The 21823-nt window shown below is 59.1% G+C and carries 27 protein-coding genes; 17 read left to right on the forward strand and 10 right to left on the reverse strand.

The window, feature by feature from the left end; genetic code table 11:
• Positions 1–169: 169 nt before the first annotated feature.
• The 4 genes from ATO10_RS02540 to ATO10_RS02555 all read left to right on the forward strand — a co-directional run bounded on the left by ATO10_RS02540 (position 170) and on the right by ATO10_RS02555 (position 4272).
• A complete protein-coding gene (locus ATO10_RS02540; RefSeq protein WP_035247555.1) occupies positions 170–709 on the forward strand; it encodes a GNAT family N-acetyltransferase in 540 nt (179 codons plus the stop codon).
• 73 nt (positions 710–782) lie between these two features.
• Positions 783–1820, forward strand: a complete 1038-nt coding sequence (gene obgE, locus ATO10_RS02545; RefSeq protein ID WP_035247558.1) for a GTPase ObgE — start codon at positions 783–785, stop codon at positions 1818–1820.
• Positions 1808–2914: a glutamate 5-kinase gene (gene proB, locus ATO10_RS02550; protein WP_035247562.1), complete on the forward strand. Its 1107-nt coding sequence runs from the start codon at positions 1808–1810 to the stop codon at positions 2912–2914. The genes obgE and proB overlap by 13 nt, the downstream gene beginning before the upstream one ends.
• Before the next feature lie 89 nt (positions 2915–3003).
• Positions 3004–4272, forward strand: coding sequence for a glutamate-5-semialdehyde dehydrogenase (locus ATO10_RS02555; RefSeq protein WP_035247564.1), 1269 nt, complete (start codon positions 3004–3006; stop codon positions 4270–4272).
• Here the strand turns inward: ATO10_RS02555 and ATO10_RS02560 are convergent.
• Positions 4269–4868 (reverse strand): histidine phosphotransferase family protein, encoded by a 600-nt coding sequence (locus ATO10_RS02560; RefSeq protein ID WP_035248305.1) that lies wholly within the window; start codon positions 4866–4868, stop codon positions 4269–4271. The two genes, ATO10_RS02555 and ATO10_RS02560, sit on opposite strands and share 4 nt — an antisense overlap.
• A gap of 30 nt (positions 4869–4898) precedes the next feature.
• Here ATO10_RS02560 and ATO10_RS02565 point away from each other — a divergent pair, with 30 nt between their 5' ends.
• The 3 genes from ATO10_RS02565 (at position 4899) to olsA (ending at position 6814) form a co-directional block, all read left to right on the forward strand.
• Positions 4899–5081, forward strand: coding sequence for a DUF3553 domain-containing protein (locus ATO10_RS02565; protein ID WP_035247567.1), 183 nt, complete (start codon positions 4899–4901; stop codon positions 5079–5081).
• 138 nt (positions 5082–5219) lie between these two features.
• Positions 5220–5996: an L-ornithine N(alpha)-acyltransferase gene (gene olsB / locus ATO10_RS02570; RefSeq protein ID WP_035247572.1), complete on the forward strand. Its 777-nt coding sequence runs from the start codon at positions 5220–5222 to the stop codon at positions 5994–5996.
• On the forward strand, positions 5993–6814 hold the full coding sequence (gene olsA / locus ATO10_RS02575; protein ID WP_035247575.1) for a lyso-ornithine lipid O-acyltransferase: 822 nt from the start codon (positions 5993–5995) through the stop codon (positions 6812–6814). The genes olsB and olsA overlap by 4 nt, the downstream gene beginning before the upstream one ends.
• Here olsA and ATO10_RS02580 read toward each other — a convergent pair.
• Both ATO10_RS02580 and ATO10_RS02585 read right to left on the reverse strand, forming a co-directional pair.
• The gene (locus ATO10_RS02580) at positions 6811–7431 is read right to left on the reverse strand and encodes a thiamine phosphate synthase (RefSeq protein WP_035247580.1); all 621 of its coding nucleotides are present in this window, start codon (positions 7429–7431) and stop codon (positions 6811–6813) included. The genes olsA and ATO10_RS02580 overlap by 4 nt on opposite strands.
• Before the next feature lie 39 nt (positions 7432–7470).
• Positions 7471–7800: a TfoX/Sxy family protein gene (locus ATO10_RS02585; RefSeq protein ID WP_035248309.1), complete on the reverse strand. Its 330-nt coding sequence runs from the start codon at positions 7798–7800 to the stop codon at positions 7471–7473.
• Positions 7801–7861: 61 nt separating this feature from the next.
• Between ATO10_RS02585 and ATO10_RS02590 the strand changes: the two genes are divergently transcribed.
• Positions 7862–8599: an RNA methyltransferase gene (locus ATO10_RS02590; RefSeq protein ID WP_035247583.1), complete on the forward strand. Its 738-nt coding sequence runs from the start codon at positions 7862–7864 to the stop codon at positions 8597–8599.
• Here ATO10_RS02590 and ATO10_RS02595 read toward each other — a convergent pair.
• Entirely contained in the window at positions 8596–9012 is a 417-nt protein-coding gene (locus ATO10_RS02595) for a winged helix-turn-helix transcriptional regulator (RefSeq protein WP_035247585.1), read from the reverse strand. The genes ATO10_RS02590 and ATO10_RS02595 overlap by 4 nt on opposite strands.
• Before the next feature lie 83 nt (positions 9013–9095).
• Here ATO10_RS02595 and ATO10_RS02600 point away from each other — a divergent pair, with 83 nt between their 5' ends.
• The 5 genes from ATO10_RS02600 (at position 9096) to ATO10_RS02620 (ending at position 13758) form a co-directional block, all read left to right on the forward strand.
• The gene (locus ATO10_RS02600) at positions 9096–9512 is read left to right on the forward strand and encodes a hypothetical protein (RefSeq protein WP_035247588.1); all 417 of its coding nucleotides are present in this window, start codon (positions 9096–9098) and stop codon (positions 9510–9512) included.
• Between the two features lie 65 nt (positions 9513–9577).
• Positions 9578–10720 (forward strand): heme A synthase, encoded by a 1143-nt coding sequence (gene ctaA / locus ATO10_RS02605; protein ID WP_035247590.1) that lies wholly within the window; start codon positions 9578–9580, stop codon positions 10718–10720.
• Positions 10720–12204, forward strand: a complete 1485-nt coding sequence (locus ATO10_RS02610; RefSeq protein ID WP_035247592.1) for a carboxypeptidase M32 — start codon at positions 10720–10722, stop codon at positions 12202–12204. The genes ctaA and ATO10_RS02610 overlap by 1 nt, the downstream gene beginning before the upstream one ends.
• Positions 12205–12251: 47 nt before the next feature.
• Positions 12252–12953, forward strand: a complete 702-nt coding sequence (locus tag ATO10_RS02615) for a sulfotransferase (RefSeq protein ID WP_035247595.1) — start codon at positions 12252–12254, stop codon at positions 12951–12953.
• 7 nt (positions 12954–12960) lie between these two features.
• On the forward strand, positions 12961–13758 hold the full coding sequence (locus ATO10_RS02620) for a sulfotransferase family 2 domain-containing protein (RefSeq protein WP_035247601.1): 798 nt from the start codon (positions 12961–12963) through the stop codon (positions 13756–13758).
• Here the strand turns inward: ATO10_RS02620 and ATO10_RS02625 are convergent.
• Complete coding sequence (locus tag ATO10_RS02625) at positions 13749–14543, reverse strand: enoyl-CoA hydratase (RefSeq protein ID WP_035247604.1); 795 nt, start codon at positions 14541–14543, stop codon at positions 13749–13751. The genes ATO10_RS02620 and ATO10_RS02625 overlap by 10 nt on opposite strands.
• 56 nt (positions 14544–14599) lie before the next feature.
• On the opposite strand from ATO10_RS02625, the gene ATO10_RS02630 reads away from it, so the two are divergent.
• Positions 14600–15022: a PaaI family thioesterase gene (locus ATO10_RS02630; protein WP_035247607.1), complete on the forward strand. Its 423-nt coding sequence runs from the start codon at positions 14600–14602 to the stop codon at positions 15020–15022.
• Positions 15023–15089: 67 nt separating this feature from the next.
• On the opposite strand, the gene ATO10_RS02635 is transcribed toward ATO10_RS02630, so the two are convergent.
• Positions 15090–15323 carry a DUF1127 domain-containing protein gene (locus ATO10_RS02635; RefSeq protein WP_051597897.1) on the reverse strand — a complete coding sequence of 78 codons (234 nt, stop codon included), beginning with the start codon at positions 15321–15323 and terminating at the stop codon, positions 15090–15092.
• Between the two features lie 96 nt (positions 15324–15419).
• Here ATO10_RS02635 and ATO10_RS02640 point away from each other — a divergent pair, with 96 nt between their 5' ends.
• The 3 genes from ATO10_RS02640 (at position 15420) to rpsI (ending at position 17941) form a co-directional block, all read left to right on the forward strand.
• Positions 15420–16823: an aminotransferase-like domain-containing protein gene (locus ATO10_RS02640; RefSeq protein WP_035247617.1), complete on the forward strand. Its 1404-nt coding sequence runs from the start codon at positions 15420–15422 to the stop codon at positions 16821–16823.
• 161 nt (positions 16824–16984) lie between these two features.
• Positions 16985–17446 carry a 50S ribosomal protein L13 gene (gene rplM / locus ATO10_RS02645; protein WP_035247620.1) on the forward strand — a complete coding sequence of 154 codons (462 nt, stop codon included), beginning with the start codon at positions 16985–16987 and terminating at the stop codon, positions 17444–17446.
• A 3-nt stretch (positions 17447–17449) separates the two neighbouring features.
• On the forward strand, positions 17450–17941 hold the full coding sequence (gene rpsI / locus ATO10_RS02650) for a 30S ribosomal protein S9 (protein WP_035247637.1): 492 nt from the start codon (positions 17450–17452) through the stop codon (positions 17939–17941).
• Positions 17942–18362: 421 nt separating this feature from the next.
• On the opposite strand, the gene ATO10_RS02655 is transcribed toward rpsI, so the two are convergent.
• Genes ATO10_RS02655 through ATO10_RS02670 form a run of 4 tightly spaced genes read right to left on the reverse strand, consistent with a single transcriptional unit; the run spans position 18363 to position 21736 of the window.
• Positions 18363–18977, reverse strand: coding sequence for a TetR/AcrR family transcriptional regulator (locus ATO10_RS02655; protein ID WP_035247638.1), 615 nt, complete (start codon positions 18975–18977; stop codon positions 18363–18365).
• Positions 18970–19839 carry a polyphosphate kinase 2 gene (gene ppk2 / locus ATO10_RS02660; RefSeq protein ID WP_035247641.1) on the reverse strand — a complete coding sequence of 290 codons (870 nt, stop codon included), beginning with the start codon at positions 19837–19839 and terminating at the stop codon, positions 18970–18972. Before ppk2 ends, ATO10_RS02655 begins: the two co-directional genes overlap by 8 nt.
• A 57-nt stretch (positions 19840–19896) precedes the next feature.
• Entirely contained in the window at positions 19897–20820 is a 924-nt protein-coding gene (gene metA / locus ATO10_RS02665; RefSeq protein WP_035247642.1) for a homoserine O-acetyltransferase MetA, read from the reverse strand.
• Between the two features lie 55 nt (positions 20821–20875).
• Positions 20876–21736, reverse strand: coding sequence for a hypothetical protein (locus tag ATO10_RS02670; protein ID WP_035247644.1), 861 nt, complete (start codon positions 21734–21736; stop codon positions 20876–20878).
• Positions 21737–21823: the final 87 nt, after the last annotated feature.

Here is a 21823-nt window from a genome sequence, read left to right on the forward strand (position 1 = left end):
TCAGGGGCCGGCACTTGCTAAACCGGCTTTTAATCGCCATCTTTATACCCCCGGTTGTTTGGTGAACATAGTTCGCCCCTGCCGGGAAAGATCGCGAGGCGGGGCGACATCACAGGAGGGTCTTTGTTGTGTTACAGACCCACACGATGCTTTTCGGAGGAGGGAAGGCATGAAAATGGAATCTATCGTGAGCCTGCAGGTTATTGAGACCGAACGGTTCATCCTGCGCCCGGTCAGGGTGTCGGATGCAGGATTGCTGCAAATGTACGCCGGGGATGAACGCGTGGCGCGCTTTACCCGCTCGATCCCCCATCCGCTGCCCCCCGGCGCGGTTGAAGCCTTCATTGACCGTTGTCGTTCGGACAGCCGCAAGGAAGACGTTTGGGTCATGGATGGCTCGGGCCACGGTCTGTCCGAAGTTTTGGGCGTGATCGGGCTGGAGCATATGGAGCGCGGTCAAAGCCAGATCGGCTATTGGGTGGCACCAGTGATGTGGAACACCGGGCTGGCCTCTGAGGCCGTCAACGCATTGCTGGACGCGAACCCGCAGGAGATCACCACGGTCTTTGCCGAGGTGTTTCAGGACAACCCCGGCTCGGCGCGTGTGCTGACCAATGCGGGGTTTGAATATCTGGGCGATGCTGAAGCTTTCAGCGTGGCCCGTGGGGCCAAGGTAAACACCTGGACCTATCTTAAGAAGCTGGCCTAAGCCGGGCGGCGGGGCTTGAGCACCCGCCGCATTCGGTCTATCGCCTTGGGATAAGTAAAAGGCGGAGACCGCAATGAAATTTCTCGATCTGGCCAAGGTCTATATCCGCTCGGGTGCGGGCGGAAACGGGTGCATCAGCTTTCGGCGTGAGAAATCCGTCGAATACGGTGGGCCAGATGGCGGAGATGGCGGGCGCGGCGGTGACGTTACGGCCGTTGCGGTGGACGGGCTGAACACCCTGATCGACTTTCGCTATCAACAGCATTTCTTTGCCAATAATGGCCGCCCGGGGCAGGGCTCGCAACGCTCTGGCGCGTCGGGCGACGATATCGTCCTGAAAGTGCCGGTCGGGACCGAGATCCTGGACGAAGATCAGGAAACGGTGATCGCTGACCTGACCGAAGTCGGGGATCAGGTGCAACTGGCCAAGGGCGGCAATGGCGGCTTTGGCAATCTGCACTTCAAAAGCTCCACAAACCAGGCGCCGCGTCGTTCAAACCCCGGTCAGGAAGGGGTCGAGCGCACCCTTTGGCTACGGCTGAAGCTGATTGCTGACGCCGGATTGCTGGGCCTGCCCAATGCGGGAAAATCAACCTTTCTGGCCTCCACGTCGAACGCGCGTCCCAAAATCGCCGATTATCCGTTCACCACGCTGCACCCCAATCTGGGTGTTGTGGGTGTGGACGGCGCCGAATTTGTTGTGGCCGATATTCCGGGTTTGATCGCAGGCGCCCACGAAGGGCGCGGGATCGGCGACCGGTTTTTGGGGCATGTCGAACGCTGTGCGGTGTTGTTGCATCTTGTTGATAGCACGTCCGAGGATGTCGCGGGTGATTACCGCACGATTATCAACGAATTAGAAGCCTATGGCGGCCATCTGGCCGACAAGCCTCGGGTGACAGCGCTGAACAAGGTCGACGCGTTGGACGACGAAGAGCGTGCCGAACAAAAGGCCGCGCTTGAGGCCGAAACCGGCGGGCCTGTCCTGATGATGTCGGGCGTCAGCCGCGAGGGCCTGACCGAGGTGCTGCGCGCAGTGCGGGCTGAGATTACCGAAGACCGTCTGCGCCAGAAAAAGGCCGGCGAGGAGCCCCAAGCATGGCAACCTTAAGCACGGCAAAACGGCTGGTCGTCAAGATCGGCTCGGCCTTGTTGGTGGATCGAGACACCGGCGCACTGCGGGATGCATGGTTACGCGCATTGGCCGATGATATTGCCAAGGTCAAAGCCCGTGGGACGGATGTGATCGTTGTTTCATCTGGCTCAATTGCGTTGGGGCGCGCGGTGTTGGGTCTGCCTGCCAAGGCGCTGCCGCTTGAGCAATCCCAAGCCGCCGCTGCGGTGGGTCAGATCAAGCTGGCGCGGGCCTATGAACAGGCTTTGGCACCTTTCGGGATCACAACGGCGCAGGTCTTGGTGACGCTGGAAGACAGCGCCAATCGACGAAGATATTTGAATTCTCGCAATACTTTAGAGCAGCTTGTTAAACTGGGTGTCGTGCCGATCGTGAACGAGAATGACACGATTGCCACCGACGAAATTCGCTTTGGCGATAATGACCGGCTGGCGGCACAGGTCGCGGTGACGGTGGGTGCGGATCAGCTGGTTCTTCTGTCAGACGTTGATGGATTCTATTCGGCCAACCCGGCACAAGACCCCAACGCCGAGCGCTTCGACATCATCGATGACATCACCCCAGAGATTGAGGCGATGGCGGGGGACCCCGTATCGGGACTGTCGAAAGGTGGGATGAAAACCAAGCTCCTGGCGGCAAAAACCGCCACCGGGGCTGGCTGCGCCATGGCGATAACCGAAGGTTCGGTTTTGCGCCCGCTTAGCGCATTGGATGCCGGGGCGAACTCCACCTGGTTTATGCCGAAACTGTCGCCCCAGGCGGCGCGCAAGGGCTGGATCGCCGCCATGAAGCCCAAGGGGCAGGTCATGGTCGATGAAGGGGCCGCGCGGGCCTTATTAAAGGGCAATTCGCTGTTGCCGGCCGGTGTGACGGCTGTCTCTGGCGATTTTGGCCGGGGCGATCCGGTTGAAATTTGCGATGCTGCGGGCAACGCACTTGGTATCGGCTTGTCGCGCTATACAGCTGCGGAATCCGGAAAAATCGCGGGCGCACAGTCGGGCGATATCCCTGCCATTCTGGGATATCCGGGACGGGCTTGCCTGATTCACCGCGACGATATGGTGATGTGAGACATCACGATTTGTCGTGACGCCAGCGCTTGGATACCCGCAGGCGATGGTTTATCTGTCTTGAGCCGAATTGAGACGAGGGCAAAGAGATGAAAGACGCAGAGCAAAATATCCCAGACATGATGGCCGAAATCGGCGCGCGTGCCCGTGCCGCCGCTGCCCAGCTGGCCTTTGCCCCATCTTCGGCCAAGGAGCTGGCGTTGAACGCCGCGGCGGATGCGGTCTGGGCCAAACGGGCCGAGATCATTGCCGCGAACGAAAAAGACATGGAATTTGGCCGCAACAAGGGCCTGACCGACGCAATGATGGACCGGCTGATGCTGGACGAAGCGCGCATTCAGGGCATCGTTGACGGCTTGCGCGCCGTTGCCGGGCAAGATGACCCGGTTGGCGCGGTAATGTCTGAATGGGATCGTCCCACTGGTCTGCACATCAAACGCGTGCGCACGCCTTTGGGGGTGATTGGCGTGATCTATGAAAGCCGTCCGAACGTGACCGCCGATGCGGGCGCACTTTGCCTGAAAGCGGGCAACGCGGTGATCCTGCGCGGGGGGTCGGAAAGCTTCCACAGCTCGGGGGCGATTCACGATTGCCTGCAAGAGGGCCTGCGCGCTGCTGGTCTGCCCGAGGACGCCATCCTGCGCGTGCCCACCCGCGACCGTGCCGCCGTGGCCGAGATGCTGCGCATGACCGACCATATCGACGTGATCGTACCGCGTGGCGGCAAGGGGCTGGTTGGCCTGGTGCAGCGCGAGGCCCGCGTGCCGGTCTTTGCCCATCTTGAGGGCATCGTGCATGTCTATGTCGACAAGGCCGCGGATGCGCAAAAAGCCATGGATGTGGTGATGAACGCCAAGCTGCGCCGCACGGGCATTTGTGGGGCCGCCGAGTGTTTGCTGATCCACCGTGATGTGGCGGATACGCTGGGAACCGCAGTGATTTCAGCGCTGGTGGATGCGGGTGTGCGGGTGCATGCGGATGAAACGCTGTCCAAGATCCCCGGCACGCTTGCGGCCACAGATGAGGATTGGGGCAAAGAGTATCTGGATATGGATATCGCCGCGCGCATTGTCGATGATGTCGACGGCGCGATTGATCATATCCGCACTTACAGCTCGTCCCATACTGAATGCATCCTGACCGAGGATGATGCGACCGCCGAGCGGTTCTTTGAACGGGTCGACAGTGCGATCCTGATGCGCAATGCCTCGACCCAGTTCGCCGATGGCGGCGAATTCGGCATGGGGGCCGAGATTGGCATCGCCACCGGCAAAATGCATGCACGTGGCCCGGTTGGGGCCGAGCAGTTGACCAGCTTTAAATATATCGTTGAAGGCGACGGGACGATCCGCGCTTAAAACCGAACTTCAATCAAATCGGGCGCGTGGTTTACCGAAATCGCGCGCCCGTTTTGTTGCGCACAGATTGGCAGCAGGGCGAATTGCACCTGCGCCGCGGCAAGGGGCGTCTCGGCGTCTGCTCCCGCCAGATGATCCCAAAGCGGCTGATCCAGCTTCAGCTTTTCCGTGTGCGCAGTGATGCGCCAACCGCCCTCTGAGGACACAGCCAAGGTTCCGCCATAGGGCAGGGCGGTTTCAAGGCACAGCAAGGACAGCAGGACCATCTTGGCCTCAACCCGGTTCAGTTCAACCGGCAAGTCAAAGCTAAGCTGCACGCGGCCTTCGGCATAACTGTCCCCCAGTATCCCGGCCAGTTCTCTGCGCCCAATGCGCTGTCCTTCACCCGCCGCACCAAAGGCGATGCGGAAAAAGCGGATGCGGGCATTGGCATTGGCGACGGATTGGGCAATCAGCGCCATTTCAGGCCCATCCAGCGCGCCGCCCATCTGCAACAGCTCCAACCCGTTGCCGATTGCGCCCAGAGGGCTTATCAGATCATGACAGATGCGCGAGCCGATCAGCGCGGTAAGGTCGGTAGACAAAGGAGCGCTCATGTAGCGCATCCCGGAAAGGCAGTTGGATTCATGAGCGACCTCAATGCGATGTTGCAGCCCGGCATGTTTGTACGCCACCCCGAGCAAGCAGATTGGGGGTTAGGGCAGGTGCAATCCAATATCGGAGGCAAGATCACCGTGAACTTTGAACACCAGGGTAAGGTGGTGATTGCTGGTGCGCGGGTTGAACTTGTTCCCGTTTTCGATATCTGACTCCACTCGCTCGATAGTTTGTTCATCACAAATCAACCTTAACGCGGTGTTAACAGCAGTCAATTCCCGCGCTGTTGCAAATTTCATTCGCGCTGACTAGAACCGGCGCACAAAGGCCGGAGCAACTCATAAACCGCCATGTCCTCCACTGAAGACTATTTCCAGATTACTCTGGCGACCACGCCCGAAGACCTGCGCGCCGCGCAGCGGCTACGCTATGAGGTATTCGTAGAGGAACTGGGCGGTGATGGCGCCATGGTGGATCATGAGCAGCGCCTTGAGCGCGACGAGTTCGATCCCTATTATGACCATCTGATCCTGATCGACACACGCCGCGACCGCGCGGCTTTGGACCACGTTGTCGGGGTGTATCGCTTGCTGCGCTCAGATCAGGCAGAAGCTTTGGGGAAGTATTACAGCGAAGGGGAGTACGACCTTACGCCGCTGAAAGGTTCGGGTCGTAAACTATTGGAATTGGGGCGTTCTTGCGTGCATGCCGAGTATCGGGGTGGCACGGCGCTGCTGCACCTTTGGAATGGTCTGGCCAAGTACGTTCTGAAGAATGAGATCGACATTCTGTTCGGGGTCGCCAGTTTCCATGGCACCGATCTGAAGGCGCTGGCGCAACCATTGTCGTATCTGCATCAAAACCACCTTGCGCCCGAAGAATTGCGGGTGCGGGTGCAGCCAGAGCATTTCGTCTCGATGGATTTGTTGCCCGAAGATCAGATCGACCGCAAAGCCGCGATGCTTGCCACGCCCGCGTTGATCAAAGGTTACCTTCGGTTGGGGGGATTCGTGGGCGAGGGCGCGTTTGTTGATCACGCCTTCAATACCACCGATGTTTTCTTGCTGATGGACACCGAAAAGATGAACGCCAAAAGCCGCGCCATGTACACAAGAGGCGCCCGTTGAGCACCTGGAACGCCGAGCTGGAGCCCGATCCCGTGAAAATCACCCCCATGGGCTGGGTGCGTGCCGTGTTGCGCGGGGTGCCTTTGGGGCTGGTGACCTTTGGCTGTTTGGGTCTGCTGTTGCTGGTACGTCTGATTGAGCGCCCGATTTTTGGCTGGCATCGCCCGGTTACCCCCTACATCACCCAATTTGTCTGCCGCATGGCCTTTGTGTTTTTGGGAATGCAGCATCGGGTGACCGGCGTCCGGATGAAACATCGCGGCGCCGTGGTGGCGAACCATTCTTCGTGGCTCGATATTTTCACGCTGAACGCGCGTAAGAACATCTATTTTGTGTCCAAGGCCGAGGTTGCGAAATGGCCCGGCATCGGCTGGCTGGCGCGGGCCACAGGCACCGTGTTTATCAACCGCGACCGGCGTGAAGCCGCTGCGCAGAAAAAACTGTTCGAAGACCGGCTGACCGCAGGCCACAAACTGCTGTTCTTTCCCGAAGGAACCTCGACCGACGGGCAGCGGGTTTTGCCTTTTAAATCAACGCTTTTCGCGGCGTTCTTTTCGGATGCGCTGCGCGATTTTCTGTATGTGCAGCCGGTGACCGTGATCTATCATGCGCCCATAGGCGAAGATGCGCGGTTCTATGGCTGGTGGGGCGATATGGATTTCGGCACGCATCTGCTGAAAACTCTGGCCGCCCGTCGCAATGGCGCGGTCGAGCTGGTCTATCACACCCCGTTGAAAGTATCGGCGTTTGACAGCCGCAAAGCGCTGGCGCTGGCCTGCGAAGAGGCCGTGCGCAGCGCCTTTCCAGATGCTGCTTAACCCATCGCCTTGATCAGTTCGCCCAAAGCGGCGGCGGGGTCATCTGTGCCCCAGATCTCGGCCCCGAGGCCAAAGAAGTCGGTGACGGGGGCAATTTTGGAGATCAGCTCGGCAGTTAGCGCGCCTTCAGCGACCACGGGCACTTCGATCATCTGCGACCACCATTCGAACAACTCGTGCTCGGCGACGGTGCCGTCGCCCAGGGCGGTCGCTCCAACGGGGCCAAAGCTGACGTAATCGGCGCCGGATTCGCCTGCCGACATGCCATCATGGCGCGACGCCCCGCAAAACGCACCGACGATGGCGTCTGCACCCAGCTCTTTGCGGGTTTTGCGCACCGAACGCGCGCCGTCGGTCAAATGCACCCCGTCCAGCCCCAGCCGTTCGACCAGCTGCACATGGCTGTCGATGGTCAGGGCGATATCGCGGGCATGCGTGACTTCGCGCAGCGCATCGGCGGCGCGGCTGATACGGTCTTCGTCCTGGCTGGCCATGGCAAGGCGCACACAGGCGACCTCGTGCGCGTCCAGGACTGACGCCAGCTGACCGGGAAAGCTGGACAGCTCAAATTCCGGGGGCGTGATCAGGTAAATCTGCGGGCGCTCGATCTCGGCCATGGCGGGCTCCTGTTTGTTTGCGCCCCTATAGCGGGTTCCTTACTTGGCAGGCAAGGGGGCGACGAAATCCAGCGCCAGTTCAAGGCACTTGGCGCGGGAGGCATCATCGGCCAAAGCCGCGTCCGTTACGTCGATCATCCCGCCCATCTTGCGGCCGGTAAACTGCATAGGGCCGACGCCGGGCAGGGCCAGCGCGGCGGCCTCGTTATCCTTGCCAACACGGAACATGCCGCCCCCCTTGTGCACACCGCACAGCATGTTGCCGTTCAGCATGAAACACAGCCCGCCGAACATTTTGCGTTCAGACACGCCGGGGCGGTCGATCAGGTCCCCCCTCAGCAGTTCAGCCAGACCTTCATCGTATGCCATCTTGCTCTCCTTGCTGGCCCAAAGTATCACCGCGCGAACCTTCGTCACAAAAGAAATCGTCATGACCCAGCCGCAGCCTGCCTTTATCCTTGTGAATCCGCAAATGGGCGAAAACATTGGCGCCGCAGCGCGGGCGATGTGGAACTTCGGGCTGGACCGTATGCGTTTGGTAGATCCGCGTGACGGATGGCCAAACCAACGCGCCGTTGCATTGGCCTCGGGCGCGGGGCGGTTGCTGGACGAAGCAGGGCTATATCAGACCACCGCCGAGGCGATCGCCGATTGTGACTATGTCTATGCCACCACGGCGCGGGCGCGCGGGCTGACCAAACCGGTGATGACGCCCGAACGCGCGATGGAACATGCCCGCGCACAGATCGCCGAGGGCCGCAAGGTGGGCGTGATGTTTGGCCCCGAACGCGCCGGGCTGGAGAATGAAGATATCGCGCTGGCCAATGCGATTATCTCGGTGCCGGTAAACCCCGAGTTCCCATCGCTGAACCTTGCGCAATGCGTTTTGCTGACAGGGTATGAATGGCGCCGCCAGACGGCGGATATCGTGCCCGAAGTGGTCGAAATGGCCAAGACCGAGGTTGCCAGCCAGCTGGACGTCCAAAAGCTGGGCGATCACTTTGAGGAACGTCTGGAAGAAGCGGGGTTCTTTTACCCTGAAACCAAGGCTGAGGGCATGAAGCTGAACCTGCGCAACATGTGGTCGCGCATGCCGCTGACGCGGGCCGATGTGCAGATTTTGCACGGTGTCATGCGTCAGATGGTGCGCTGGAAAGAGCGCGGCTAAAGTTTCGCCCTTGCGCGGGCGACGGCCTGCGCGATGACGCTCTCAAAATCTTCTTCCACACGCCGCGCATAGTCGGGTGGGACATCCGTGAACGGGTCATGTTTGGCGGACCAGCGGTTGATCTCGACCATGATGCGGGCAAGATCGATGCCTTTGTCGGTCAGCAAATAGACCTGTCGACGCGCGTCTGCCGGATCACTGCGGTGGGCGATTAACCCGTCTTTTTCCATCTTCTTAAGCCGGTCCGACAGGATGTTGGTCGAAATCGCTTCTTCGCCAGACAGAAACTCGCGGAAATACTGTTTCTCAAGAAACAGCAGGTCGCGGATGATCAACAGGGTCCAACGATCCCCGAAATGTTCCAACGCGTAGTTGGTCGGGCAGTGCGACCTGAAGGTGGATGGGTCTGTCATTCTATTTAAGTTGCAAAATGAAAGCGAAATTGCTAGCCCTAAAGATGCTTGCAAAACACAACTTAAATTGATCGGGGTGCGCTATGGCCATGGTTCTAACTTTTGTCGCGTTTTTCGCTTTGTCGCTTTTGCTGGGTGTTTTGTGGCTGATCGTTCTGTTCAAAGACCGCTATGCCAAAACCGTTGGCCCGTCCTTTTCGGAAAGCCCGTACTTTCCGCTGGGGCTGACGGCGATTGCGATCAACGCTGCAGTACATATCAGTGTCTTTAGCTGGGTCTATCCATTGGGGGACGCCAACTGGGGCAGGGCGGTCGTGATTGTTGGTACGGTTTGGGGCGCGCATTTCGTCAGTACGCTGGGCACCGCCGCCAAGTTTGAAATCGCGGATCGTGCGCAATTTGTGATGCTGGAGCTGGCGTTTTCAGTGCTCAATGTCGTGGTTTTGGCGACGTTAATGTGGGTGGTGCTGGGGCCCCATCTCGTACCCGTTGTGGGTTAAGACTTTGCGCGTGCTTGAATACCGGGGCCGATAGGGCTACGTCTGGCGAAAACCGGAGGCCCCGCATGAGCCAGAAACGCAGCATTTTCGAGGAAGTGGGCGACAGTCCTGCCCAGAAACCCGCCGCCCAGCCGGGGCTGATCGACAAGGGCAACAAGGGTGCCCGCGGCATGATCCGTGCTTGGCTTGTGGTGCTGTTTGTGATGGTTGCGGCGATGATCATCGTTGGCGGGCTGACCCGGCTGACCGACAGCGGCTTGTCGATCACTGAATGGAAGCCGGTCACCGGCGCCTTGCCCCCGATGAGCGCCGAGGCTTGGGACGCGGAATTCTCCAAGTATCAGGAGATCCCTGAATATCAGCTGCAAAACAAAGGCATGAGCCTGACCGAGTTCAAGTTCATCTATTGGTGGGAATGGGGTCATCGTCAGCTGGGCCGCGCTGTTGGCCTTGTTTGGGCCGCAGGCTTTGCTTTCTTTGCGCTGACCAAACGCATCCCGACCGGGTGGACCGGACGGTTGGCATTGCTGGGCGGGCTTGGTGGTTTGCAGGGCGCGATTGGCTGGTGGATGGTGTCCTCGGGCCTGACGGGGGAGCGGTTGGACGTGGCCTCTTACCGGCTGGCGACCCATCTGGGGCTGGCCTTCGTGATCCTGGGGTTCATCACTTGGTATGCCTTGTCGATGGGTCGGACCGAAAAAGACCTGATGCAGGCCCGGCGCGGGCGCGAAGCCAAGCTGTTTTCGATGTCTACCGGGATGCTGCATTTTGCGTTCCTGCAAATCCTGCTGGGGGCTTTGGTGGCCGGGATTGATGCGGGCCGCACCTATATCGATTGGCCTTTGATGGCGGGTGGGTTCTTTCCGCCTGAGCCCTTCAGCCTGACACCCGTGTGGCGTAACTTCTTTGAAGACCCGGGGCTGGTACAGTTCATGCACCGCATTGCCGCATATCTGTTATTTGTCTTTGGCATCGTGGTTTGGCGCCGCTCGCGCCAGTCGGGCAATGCGCGCACCAAACGTGCCTTTGACTGGGTTGCCGTGATGCTGTTCGGGCAGGCGGTTCTGGGCATTGTGACGGTTCTGCATGCCTCTCCGCTGCATATCGCGATCCTGCATCAGCTGGGGGCGATTTTGTTGTGGGTGCTGATCCTGCGAGCGCGGTTCCTGGCGCAGTACCCGATTGAACAATCCATCCGAGGCAGTTGATGACCCAGCACCCCTATGACGCGTTGATGGCGCACCAGTTCGAAACCGAGGCGCTGGCGCAGATTGCCGGGCGACTGGGGTGGGATCAGGAAACCATGATGCCATCGGGGGCAGGGGCGCAGCGGGCCGAAGAAGTTGGGGTACTGGAAGCGGTGCTACACGCGCGTCGCATAGACCCGCGCATGGGCGAATGGTTGTCGGCGATCAATGACGCTGATCTGACCGAGGTCGAAGCCGCCCAGATGCGCCACATCCGGCGCAGCTATGCCCGCACGGTGAAACTGCCGGAAAAGCTGGTGATTGCGCAGGCCAAGCTGGCCAGCCGCGCCCATGGTATCTGGGCTGAGGCGCGCGAAACCGATGACGTCGATTTCTTTCTGCCAGTCCTGGAAGAGGTGATCGAGCTGAAGCGCGAAGAAGCCGCCGCGCTGGCGGATGGCGGTGATCTCTATGATGCCCTGCTGGAGGAATACGAGCCGGGCACCACCGGCGATCAGATCGGAGCGATGTTTGACCGGATGCGCGACCGGCTTGTGCCTCTGCGCGAAAAGATTATTGGGTCGAACACCTATATCGCCCCGTTGGCGGGCCATTTCCCCGAAGACGGGCAGATGACACTGGCACGTTATGTTGCCGATCGGTTTGGCTATGACTTCCGTCATGGGCGTTTGGATAAGTCGGTGCACCCGTTTTCCAGCGGCTCGGGCACGGATGTGCGCATCACCACCCGCGTAGACGAGGCCGATCCGCAAAACTGCGTTTACTCGACGATCCACGAAGTCGGGCACGGCTGCTATGAGCAGCAAATCGACCCTGAATTCGGCATGACCCCGCTGGGGGGCGGCGTGTCGATGGGGGTGCATGAAAGCCAAAGCCGGATTTATGAGAACCAGATCGGGCGTTCTCGTGCTTTTACCCGCTGGCTCTATACGCGCATGCGCGACATATTTGGCCATGCTGGCGCTGCGGATGCGGAAAACTTCTATCGCGCGGTGAACCGTGTGCACAGCGGTTTCATCCGCACCGAAGCCGACGAAGTGCATTACAACCTGCACATCATGTTACGTTTTGATCTGGAGCGCGATCTGATCCGGGGCGCCTTGGAAGTGGCTGATTTGGAAGAGGCCTGGAACAGCCGTTTCACTGCGGATTTTGGCGGGCAGGTTGATAAGCCTTCAAACGGGGTGCTGCAGGATGTGCACTGGGCGGCGGGGCTGTTTGGCTATTTCCCGACCTATGCCTTGGGCAATGTCTATGCCGGTTGCCTGAACAAGGCGCTGCGTCAGGCCGTGCCGGATCTGGATCTGCCGCTTAGCCGGGGTATGACCGAAGATGCCACCGATTGGCTGCGCGACAATGTGCAGGTGCATGGCGGCCTGTATCAGCCGCGCGACCTGATAGCGCGTGCTTGCGGGTTTGACCCGTCCGAGGAGCCGCTTTTGGACTATCTTGAGACCAAGTTCGGCGATATCTACGGGCTCTGACCAAGTTGACGCCGCCCCTGCGGGCGTGGCATCGCAGGAAGATATTTATGAGAGGCCAAGTCGTGGCTCAAACCCTTGAAACCCGGACCCTGCCCAGAGTGGTGGCTGTTGGATTCAACAAATGTGGCACCCGCGGGCTGGGGCAACTCTTCGCTGCGGCGGGCCACCCGATGGTGCACAACAAGCTGCGTGGCAAGTTCAAGGTCAGCCATTCGATCGGGCGATTGATGCGCGACAACCTAGCCGCTGGGCGCAAGGTCTTTGACGGCGCTCAGGAGTACACCTTCTATTGCGATCTGATCTATACCACGCCCAAAGCGGCCTATGATGGCGCCAGTGCCTACCGCGAAATTCTTCGTGACTACCCTGATACGATCTTGCTGCTGAACACCCGCGACCGAGAGTCCTGGATCAAGTCTAGACTGCGACACGGGCATGGTCATTTCGCCAAAGTGCAGATGCAGGCGCATGGCGTGACAACCGAGTCCGAGATTTGCGATATCTGGCGGTCGGAATGGGATGCACATCATCGCCAGCTGACCGATTTCATGGCTGACAAGTCAGATCAGCTGATTGTCTTTGATATCCAGAAAGACAAGATCGAAGACTTGATTGCCCGCCTGCCGGGATACGGGTTGGACGCCAAGCACTGGCAGGACATCGGTCGTTCCCGCGATCGAAAGATGCATCCGCTGAAAGCTTGGGTGAAACGGCAACTGGCCCTGCATAAACCCCGGCTATATAGATGAGGCCCAGATGAATCCTCCTGTCTATCTGAATTCGCTGGAATTCACCGATCTCAAGACACGCGTTCTTGCGCCGTTCTTGCCGCGTTACAAGGTGTTGAAGGCGATGAATGACTTGCCCGTCGCACTGCGCGGGCCCATGCGCGATCTGGTCATGACACTGGACGAAAAGTTCCTGTTCCTGCGCAACGCCAAGTGCGGCTGCACCTCGATTGCGCAACTGATGTTCTACTACTCGAACGAGGCGTTCTATCCGCGGTCGATTCACCGGGCGGCCAAGGGCATCTATCTGTCACGCTATCATTGGCCGCGTATCAAGCCCGTGCTTGATGGCGAAAAAGCCTTTTTGTTTACCTTTGTACGCGAGCCCGAAGCGCGGGCCTGGTCGGCCTTTACCAACTTCTTTGTCGATCAAAAGAACATCGCGCGACACAATCACATGCCAGGAATGCGGGCGCTGGGCTATGATGAAAGCAACGGGCTGTCACGCAATTTCGACATCTACCTTGATTACCTTCAAGCCTGTCTTGATATCGACCCGATGCGCACCTCAACCCATTTTCGGCCTCAGGTTCTGAACATCGCTTTTGACCAGCTCAAGTTCGACTTCATCGGCAAGCTTGAACACATCGAAGTCGATTTGCCCAAGGCGTTTGAGATGGGGGGCAAGCCCGGCTTCCCTCCGGCCGAGGTAATGGAGCAGAGATTCAACAAATCGGCCCCCACACGGCCCGATCTGACACCGGCACAGCGCGCGCGGGTACGTCAGATATTCGCCGCTGACTTTGAGGCTTTTGGCTACGACTGATCCCAATCAGGGGCGCGTTTGTCCAGAAATGCGCAGATGCCTTCTTGGGTGTCGCGCTCCATTAGGTTTTGCACCATCACGTCGCCCGCATAGGCATAGGCTTGCGCAGTGGTCATGCTGATCTGGTCGTAAAATGCCTGTTTGCCAATCTTCACGGCGGCGCCAAGCTTTGAGGCCACGGTAGTAGCCAGTTCCAATGTCGTAGCTTCCAGGGATTCCAAGGGTACGGCGGTGTTCACAAGGCCCAACGACTGGGCCCGGTCAGCGCTGATAAATTCGCCTGTTGTCAGCATCTTGAACGCGTGTTTGCGCGGGATGTTGCGGGTTAGAGCCACCATGGGCGTGGAGCAAAACAGCCCGATATCTACGCCGTTCACGCCAAACCGCGTGCCCTGCGCGGCGACGGCCATGTCGCAATTGGCAACCAGTTGGCATCCGGCAGCCGCAGCCACGCCGTGCACCTGCGCGATCACAGGTTGGGGCAGGGCCTGCAGGCCCAACATCACGGCGGAGCAGCGTTCAAATAGATCTTTGAAATAGGCCGCGCCGCCGTCCTTGGCCTGACGCCCAGCGGTCATTTCCTTCAGGTCGTGGCCCGCACAAAAGGCTTTGCCCGCGCCGCGCAGGATGACCGCCCTGATACTGCGATCTTCGGCCAGCGCATCCACCTGATCCTGCAGCGCGCTTAACATTGCGTCTGACAGCGCGTTCAGGCGCTCGGGCGCATTCAGCGTCAGTGTCGCAACGTTGTCGGCGTCCTGACGCTGCAAAATCTGCTGGTTCATCTTGTCTCTCCTCCGGATAAGCGCAACTCTATGCGCCAAGTCAGGGGAGGAAAAGCATGGATCTGAAGATGAGCCTTGACGGCCTGCAGGCCTTCTTGGCGCAGGATTTCCCCGAGGTGGCGGAGGAATTCACGGTTGAAGCCGTCGCGCCGATGCAGCTGACATTGCGGCTGAACGTGCAGGACAGGCACCTGCGCCCGGGGGGAACGGTTTCGGGGCCCTCGATGTTCGGGTTGGCGGATGTGGCCGTGTATCTGGCGATTCTGGCGATGATCGGCCCGAAGGCGCTGACCGTTACCACGAACTGTTCCATTGATTTTATGCGCAAGCCCGCTGCTGGTGTCGATTTGATCTGCGAGGTGCGGCTGCTGAAGTTGGGGCGCGCCTTGGCGGTGGGGGATACTTTGATCTATTCGGAAGGCGTGCCTGCTCCGGTTGCGCGGGCAACGCTGACGTATTCGATCCCGCCCAAAGCCTAGCCGCGTTCAAAAAAAGGGCCGCAGCGCACTGCGGCCCAGTTATCGACACAGGGTCGACGGGGATATCTTAGGGTTTCCAGAAGGGTTTGCGGGATTCCAGCAAGGCCTTGCGCGGGCTGATCCCGATATCATCAAGCCGGTCGGCGGGCATCTGGGCCAACTCACGACGCGCCTTATAACGATCCGCCCATGTCACGTAGAGATGCGCCATGTGGACAGCCGCACGTACACTAACGGGCAGGGTGCCGCGGCGGATAAGGTTGTCCAGTTTGCTCTCGGTCGTGGGGATATAGGTGATCATAGCGTTTCCTGACTTGATTGTATCAATACATTCCTGTAGTTTCGGTGTGTCAACTAGATACAATGCCGGGGGCGCTTTGGCGAGCGAAACATTGTGATGGGTACAATCTCGATTGGTGATATGTCGGGCCGCGAAGGCCCCAAGTACCGGATGCTGGCCGATGCCATCAGCGAAAAGATCGCCGATGGAGAGCTGTCAGCGGGTGAAAAGCTGCCGCCGGTGCGCGATCTGGCGTGGGAGGTCAAGGTGACCCCCGGAACCGTGGCGCGGGCATATCAATGGCTCACGGATCGTGGCCTTCTGGTTGCGCGGGTAGGAAGCGGCACCTTTGTGGCGCAGCAGGTGGCGGTCACGGCCGAAATAGAAGCTTTGCATGAGGACGTGGTCCTGCAGGTAGAGCCGGGGATCGTGGATTTGCGCGCGCCGATGCTGCCGGATGTTGGACAAGTGGCACAAATCCGTGCCGCCTTTCAACGCGTTGCCCAAGCCGATTCCGACAAGTTTCTGTCTTATCCGGACGGGCAGCAAAGCCTGCCTCTGCGCAAATTGGTTCTGGAGCGCAAAATCAAGTCTTTCGGCACCGACGGTTTGACCCCGGATCATGTGGTGATCACCCATGGCGGACAACATGCGATCCTAACGGCGCTACAGGCGGTGCTGCGGGGGGCGAAACCGGCCGTGATGACGGAAGAACTTTCGTATCCGGGCTTCCGTCACGCCGCGCGGCAAATGCGGGCGCGGGTTGTTTCGGTGGCGCAGGATGCTGAGGGGCCCGTTCCGGCCTCCATCCGCGCGGCATGCCAGGCACATGACGTGCAGGTGCTGGCGACCTCGGCTTTTGCCCACAACCCAACGACGATCACCACCTCACCGCAGCGGCGGCACGAGATCGTCGCCTTGGCGCGCGAGTTTGATTTCCACATCATCGACGATCAAAGCTATGGGTTGGTCCGTAGTGACAAGCCCGCCTATCGCGATTTGGCCCCTGAACGGGTGTGGTTCATCTCGGGCGTTTCAAAGTCCATTGCGCCAAATCTGCGGCTTGGCTGGTTGATTACGCCCGATGGACGCGAACAGATCGGTCAGCGCGTTGCGCGCCATGCCTCTTTTGGTGTGTCGTTTCCGATTCTCGAAGCCACCCGGCTTGTCCTGTCGGACCCCAAGGCCGAAGCCATTCGCCAATCGGTATTGCGGGACAATGCGGCGCGGGTTGCGGTGATGACCGAGACACTGGGCGCGTTCGGCATTCAAACCCGCCCGGATATTGCCTATGCCTATCTGCCGATGCCTGTGGGCTGGCGGGCGTCAACCTTTACCCGTGCCGCCGAAGAGCGCGATATCCTGATCCGCAACATTGATGCCTATGTTCTGGCAGACGGGCGCGCCCCCAATGCGGTGCGGCTGGCGGTGAATGGGCGGGTGTCGCTGGACAGCTTCCGCGCCGCATGCGAGGTTTTGCGTGATTTACTAAGCGATCCTCCGCATGAAATGGGGGTCTGATGTGGGGTATTTTAATACCTAAATTATAACGTGTTGTAATTGCTTGTTTATTGCGTGATTTGTGTGCTTGACTGTGCAGTGGAAATCCTTAGAACTGCGCCATCCCAAAGGAAAGGCCGCGCTTGCGTGGCCCCAAGATCAAGCCACAAGGCACGAGACACATGAAAACCTTTACCGCTACTCCGGCGGAGATCGACAAGAAATGGATCCTGATCGACGCTGAAGGCGTTGTTCTGGGCCGTCTTGCCTCGATCATCGCTATGCGCCTGCGCGGCAAGCACAAGGCGTCGTTCACCCCCAACATGGACATGGGTGACAACGTGATCGTCATCAACGCAGACAAGATCCAGCTGACGGGTCGCAAGCGTTCTGACAAGAAATACTACTGGCACACCGGCCACCCGGGCGGCATCAAGCACCGCACCGCAGGCCAGCTGCTGGAAGGCGAGCACCCCGAGCGTGTCGTCACCAAAGCCGTTCAGCGCATGCTGCCCGGCAACCGTCTGAGCCGCAAGCAGATGACCAATCTGCGCGTCTATGCCGGCGCTGAGCACCCGCACGAGGCGCAAGCGCCTGAAGTGCTGGATGTGAAAGCGATGAACTCGAAAAACACCCGGAGCTAACCGATGGCTGAAGAAATCAAATCCCTCGACGAGCTGAACGCCGTCGCCGGCGGTGACGCAGCCGTGGTTGCCGAAATCGTCGAACCCCGTGAGCCCGTCCGTGACGAGCTGGGCCGTTCCTATGCCACTGGTAAGCGTAAAGATGCTGTTGCCCGTGTCTGGATCAAACCCGGTTCGGGCAAGGTCGAAATCAACGGTCGTGAGCTGAACGTCTACTTTGCACGCCCCGTGCTGCAGATGGTTCTGCGCCAGCCCTTCCAGGTTGCCGGTGTTGAAGGCGAATTCGACGTTTACGCAACCGTCAAAGGCGGTGGTCTGTCGGGTCAGGCCGGTGCTGTAAAGCACGGCATCTCGAAAGCACTGCAGCTGTACGATCCCGCCCTGCGCGCGCCGCTGAAAGCCGCTGGCTTCCTGACCCGCGACAGCCGCGTTGTGGAACGTAAGAAGTTCGGTAAGCGCAAAGCGCGTCGTTCGTTCCAGTTCTCGAAGCGTTAATTCGACAACGTCAGAAGTTTTGGAAAAGGCCGCCCAGTTGGGCGGCCTTTTTCATTGTTTGCAGAGGTTTGGCTGAGCAATGCGGTAATAGTGTTTTCCCGAGTCCCCTCTACGGCGGGACAGGCAAACCGTATCGGTCACCGTCGCGGACAGGGCGACGGATTTTGTCGTGACATGTGCCGTTGATCCATCAGGGAGACGAACGATTGCGGTGTGCCGGAAACCCGAAGTGTCTGTCGCATAGCTATTTGTAAACAGGACGTCGGCGCGTACGAACCCATCTTGCGTTTTGGGTTCTATACCAAGCGTCGCGATAAGGACGATCAAGCCGCCCCCTAAAAGAAAACCAGCAAGCAACAAAAGCCACCCGAAACGCTCTCTCAGCAAATACCAATGAGCAGCGCGTCTGGAGTTCGGATTTTCAAGCATCCGGCTTAATCAACCCAAGCCCTCGCAAATACACCCCGATCCCGCTTTCCAGCAGGTCCTCGGGATCAAATGGCGACCTTGCTGGGCCTCGGGTGTACAGCTCCACCACGCCGTGGCTCATGGCCCAGATATGGGCCGAGAACATCGCGGCAGGGGGGCGTTTGTCTTCGGGGATGTGTTGGGATAGCTCGGTTGCGGCCTTTTCCAGAATGCCGCTGGCGCGGGCTTCGGCAAGGGCCAGTTCGGGGCTGGCGTTTTTGGAAATGCCGCTTTCGAACATCGCCATATAGTGGCCGGGATGTTTGCGGGCGAAGGCCAGATAGGCGCGGCCGGTGGCCTCGAACGCCGCCAATGCGGACGGCTGGCCCTTGTTATAGGCAAACTCCATCAGGTCGGCGAAAATCTCATAGCCTTGCCGCGCGACCTCGATGATCAGATCATCGCGGCCGGAAAAATGCCGATACACCGCCGCCGGGGTGACGCCCGCGGTTTTGGCGGCCTCGGACAGGGTAAAGCCTTGTGGGCTTTTTTGTTCAATCAGCACCAGTGCCGCGTCGATCAGCGCCTGTTTCAGATTGCCGTGATGATAACCGCGTTTCTTAGGCATCCCAGATGTCGGGGCCTCCGGCGATCTGGGGGTCAGGCGAGCAGACCGCGTTGAGGTTTTTATCGGGGTAGTCCACCTGACACAGCACCTGCTGAATTGCGGCGATGCGCGCACGGCGTTTGTCGTCGGATCGCACGATCGTCCAGGGTGCGTGTTTGGTGTGCGAGCGTTCAAAGGTCTCGGAAATGGCGGCGCTGTATTCGTCCCATTTCTTCAACCCTTCAACGTCAATCCAGCTTAGTTTCCATTGCTTTAACGGGTCTTTTTCACGTGCCAAAAAACGGCGCAACTGTTCAGCGCGCCCGACGTTCAGCCACAGTTTGACCAAGGTGATCCCTTCGTCGACCAGCATCTCTTCAAACTCGGGCAGTTGGTGGAAGAAATGCTCACGTTGCTGCGGTTCACAAAAGCCAAACACATGTTCGACGACGCCACGATTGTACCAGCTGCGGTCAAAGAGCGCGATTTCACCACCCGCTGGAAGGTGCTGTACATAGCGCTGGAAATACCACTGCGTGACCTCTCGGTCCGAGGGTTTCGACAGCGCCACCACCCGCGCCACCCGCGGGTTCAGGTTCTCGCGGAACCGTTTGATCGTGCCGCCTTTGCCCGCCGCGTCGCGGCCTTCAAACACCACGGCCACGCGTTTGCCAGTCTCTTTGACGTGGGATTGCAGCTTGACCAGTTCAATCTGCAAGGCCTGCATCATCGCGTCGTAATCGTCGCGCTGCATCCGGTCGTCGTAAGGGTATGTGTCTGAAAGAATGTCCTTCTTTCCGCCCGCAGCCAAAGCCGCCCGCACGTCCGCCGGGGCGCCGTTTTGCGCAAACTCACTGATTGCACCGTCAAAAGGCAATGTCATGCCGCACCTCTTTCCTGCCTGCACCACAGCCTAGCGCGAAGCAGGGGCAGGGCGCAATCAGCTGCCAATCTTGGACATATCGTAATGGGTGGTTTGATAGATCTCGTTGATCCAGTTGCCGTACAGAAGATGCGCGTGGCTGCGCCAACGGTTCTGCGGCGGGTTGGAGGGATCGTCATCCGGGTAGTAGTTCATCGGCACGTTGATCGGTTGATCGGCCGCGACATCCCGGTCGTATTCCTGTTTCAACGTGTCGCTGTCATACTCGAAATGGTTAAAGATATAGAGCGCCCGATGCGCCGGATCACGCACAAGGCAAGGCCCGCACTCGTCGCTGCCCAGCAGGGTGATCAACCCATCCGCGGCGTCAATTTCATCTTGGCGCATTTCCGTCCAGCGGCTGACCGGGATCACGCAATCATCTGAAAACCCACGCAAATAGGGCGATGCCGGCTGCAGGTTCTGTTGCCTAAAGCAGCCGAACGCCTTGTGATCCAGCATGTGCTTTTGCACGCCGTGGAAATGGTAAATCATCGCCATCCCGCCCCAGCACACGCCAAAAGTGGAGTGCACATGCGTCTGGGTCCAGTCAAACACCTGCTGGATTTCATCCCAATAGGTCACCTGATCAAAGTCCAGATGTTCAATCGGGGCGCCGGTGATGATCAGACCGTCGAATTTCTCGCCGCTGTCGCGCACCTCTTGGAAGGGGCGGTAAAACTCGGCCATGTGCTCGGCGGCGGTGTTTTTGGTCTCGTGCTCGCTCATGCGGATCAAAGAAAATTCAATCTGCAGAGGGGTCGCGCCAATCAGACGGGCAAACTGCGTCTCCGTCTGTATCTTCTTGGGCATCAGGTTCAGCAAGCCAATGCGCAGCGGACGGATGTCCTGCTTTGAGGCGCGTCCTTCGCCCATGACCATCACACCTTCGCGCGTCAGCACGTCAAAGGCGGGAAGGTTAGAGGGCAGTTTGATGGGCATTGGAGCAATCCTGAGACTTCGAGAACGGGGTAAGGCGCGTGAAGTAAGCGGTTTCTTACCGCATCTCAAGGGCCTGCGCGATCAACTTGTCGAAATCAGCCGGGGATTTGACCTGAGCCACGTCATTGGCGCAGATCGTAACACCCCAGTTGCGGGCCATGGCACTGTAGCGCGGTTGGCGATGAGCCAGGGCGCGGGCGTAGGTCCAGCGCACGAAGGCGTCAGGATCAACATCGCCTGCTTCAACATTGTTTACGTTGAGATATTCGGCCCAGGCGCTTTCCAGAAACGCGGGTTGATAATACATCGGCTTGGGGGCGCGATCGAAGCGACGGATCAGCTCTTCGGTGTGGCTGTCCGAACCTTCGATCCAGACCATCAGCAGATTTTGTGACAGGGCCGTCAGGACCGGATCGTTTTTGTCTTCTGGGTCCACGACCTCGCAGATGGAGCCGCCCGAGTCACAGATGAAATTGTCATACCCATAGAGATCTTTGGCGCGGTCGATGAACCGCGGCGTATCCAGCAAAGCGGCGATTTCGGCCTCGCGGTGCAAAGATTGGCGGCGCTGATACTCGGCAAAGGGCAGGCCGCCCAGATCGGGGTTGCCGGGTTTGCCCAGATAGGTGGACAGCGGCGCGAGGTTTTCGAAGGTGATGTTCGAGGCGATATAGACGCTGTCGGTCAGCAGCAACTCGCGCAGCAGCGGCACTTTCATGGCTTCGCGTTTGAAATTGTCGGCGATGTGTTCGCCCATGTAGCGCGTGCCGATACGGTAATCTACCGAGTAGTGGAACCAATCGCCACCATCCCGCAACAGGTTCGACAGATACGTCTTGCCCAGCCCGGACATGCCGAACAGCATAACGCGTTTTTGGTCGGCTTTGTGCCAGTGATCGGCTGATTGGTAAAACATCGCCTGCCTACTTGTGGTTTTGAGGTTTCGTAGCCACCACCGCGCGCAGGGTCAAATAAAAAGGCCCCGCCAAGGCGGGGCCAATTC

Source organism: Actibacterium atlanticum (assembly GCF_000671395.1).
GTDB classification, from domain to species: domain Bacteria; phylum Pseudomonadota; class Alphaproteobacteria; order Rhodobacterales; family Rhodobacteraceae; genus Actibacterium_D; species Actibacterium_D atlanticum.

Coding starts and splice junctions, on each gene's coding strand:
- ATO10_RS02540 (WP_035247555.1), top strand. CDS start 170: ATGAAAATGGAATCTATCGTGAGCCTGCAGGTTATTGAGACCGAACGG.
- obgE (WP_035247558.1), top strand. CDS start 783: ATGAAATTTCTCGATCTGGCCAAGGTCTATATCCGCTCGGGTGCGGGC.
- proB (WP_035247562.1), top strand. CDS start 1,808: ATGGCAACCTTAAGCACGGCAAAACGGCTGGTCGTCAAGATCGGCTCG.
- ATO10_RS02555 (WP_035247564.1), top strand. CDS start 3,004: ATGAAAGACGCAGAGCAAAATATCCCAGACATGATGGCCGAAATCGGC.
- ATO10_RS02560 (WP_035248305.1), bottom strand. CDS start 4,868: ATGAGCGCTCCTTTGTCTACCGACCTTACCGCGCTGATCGGCTCGCGC.
- ATO10_RS02565 (WP_035247567.1), top strand. CDS start 4,899: ATGAGCGACCTCAATGCGATGTTGCAGCCCGGCATGTTTGTACGCCAC.
- olsB (WP_035247572.1), top strand. CDS start 5,220: ATGTCCTCCACTGAAGACTATTTCCAGATTACTCTGGCGACCACGCCC.
- ATO10_RS02580 (WP_035247580.1), bottom strand. CDS start 7,431: ATGGCCGAGATCGAGCGCCCGCAGATTTACCTGATCACGCCCCCGGAA.
- ATO10_RS02585 (WP_035248309.1), bottom strand. CDS start 7,800: ATGGCATACGATGAAGGTCTGGCTGAACTGCTGAGGGGGGACCTGATC.
- ATO10_RS02590 (WP_035247583.1), top strand. CDS start 7,862: ATGACCCAGCCGCAGCCTGCCTTTATCCTTGTGAATCCGCAAATGGGC.
- ATO10_RS02595 (WP_035247585.1), bottom strand. CDS start 9,012: ATGACAGACCCATCCACCTTCAGGTCGCACTGCCCGACCAACTACGCG.
- ATO10_RS02600 (WP_035247588.1), top strand. CDS start 9,096: ATGGCCATGGTTCTAACTTTTGTCGCGTTTTTCGCTTTGTCGCTTTTG.
- ctaA (WP_035247590.1), top strand. CDS start 9,578: ATGAGCCAGAAACGCAGCATTTTCGAGGAAGTGGGCGACAGTCCTGCC.
- ATO10_RS02610 (WP_035247592.1), top strand. CDS start 10,720: ATGACCCAGCACCCCTATGACGCGTTGATGGCGCACCAGTTCGAAACC.
- ATO10_RS02615 (WP_035247595.1), top strand. CDS start 12,252: ATGAGAGGCCAAGTCGTGGCTCAAACCCTTGAAACCCGGACCCTGCCC.
- ATO10_RS02620 (WP_035247601.1), top strand. CDS start 12,961: ATGAATCCTCCTGTCTATCTGAATTCGCTGGAATTCACCGATCTCAAG.
- ATO10_RS02625 (WP_035247604.1), bottom strand. CDS start 14,543: ATGAACCAGCAGATTTTGCAGCGTCAGGACGCCGACAACGTTGCGACA.
- ATO10_RS02630 (WP_035247607.1), top strand. CDS start 14,600: ATGGATCTGAAGATGAGCCTTGACGGCCTGCAGGCCTTCTTGGCGCAG.
- ATO10_RS02635 (WP_051597897.1), bottom strand. CDS start 15,323: ATGATCACCTATATCCCCACGACCGAGAGCAAACTGGACAACCTTATC.
- ATO10_RS02640 (WP_035247617.1), top strand. CDS start 15,420: ATGGGTACAATCTCGATTGGTGATATGTCGGGCCGCGAAGGCCCCAAG.
- rplM (WP_035247620.1), top strand. CDS start 16,985: ATGAAAACCTTTACCGCTACTCCGGCGGAGATCGACAAGAAATGGATC.
- rpsI (WP_035247637.1), top strand. CDS start 17,450: ATGGCTGAAGAAATCAAATCCCTCGACGAGCTGAACGCCGTCGCCGGC.
- ATO10_RS02655 (WP_035247638.1), bottom strand. CDS start 18,977: ATGCCTAAGAAACGCGGTTATCATCACGGCAATCTGAAACAGGCGCTG.
- ppk2 (WP_035247641.1), bottom strand. CDS start 19,839: ATGACATTGCCTTTTGACGGTGCAATCAGTGAGTTTGCGCAAAACGGC.
- metA (WP_035247642.1), bottom strand. CDS start 20,820: ATGCCCATCAAACTGCCCTCTAACCTTCCCGCCTTTGACGTGCTGACG.
- ATO10_RS02670 (WP_035247644.1), bottom strand. CDS start 21,736: ATGTTTTACCAATCAGCCGATCACTGGCACAAAGCCGACCAAAAACGC.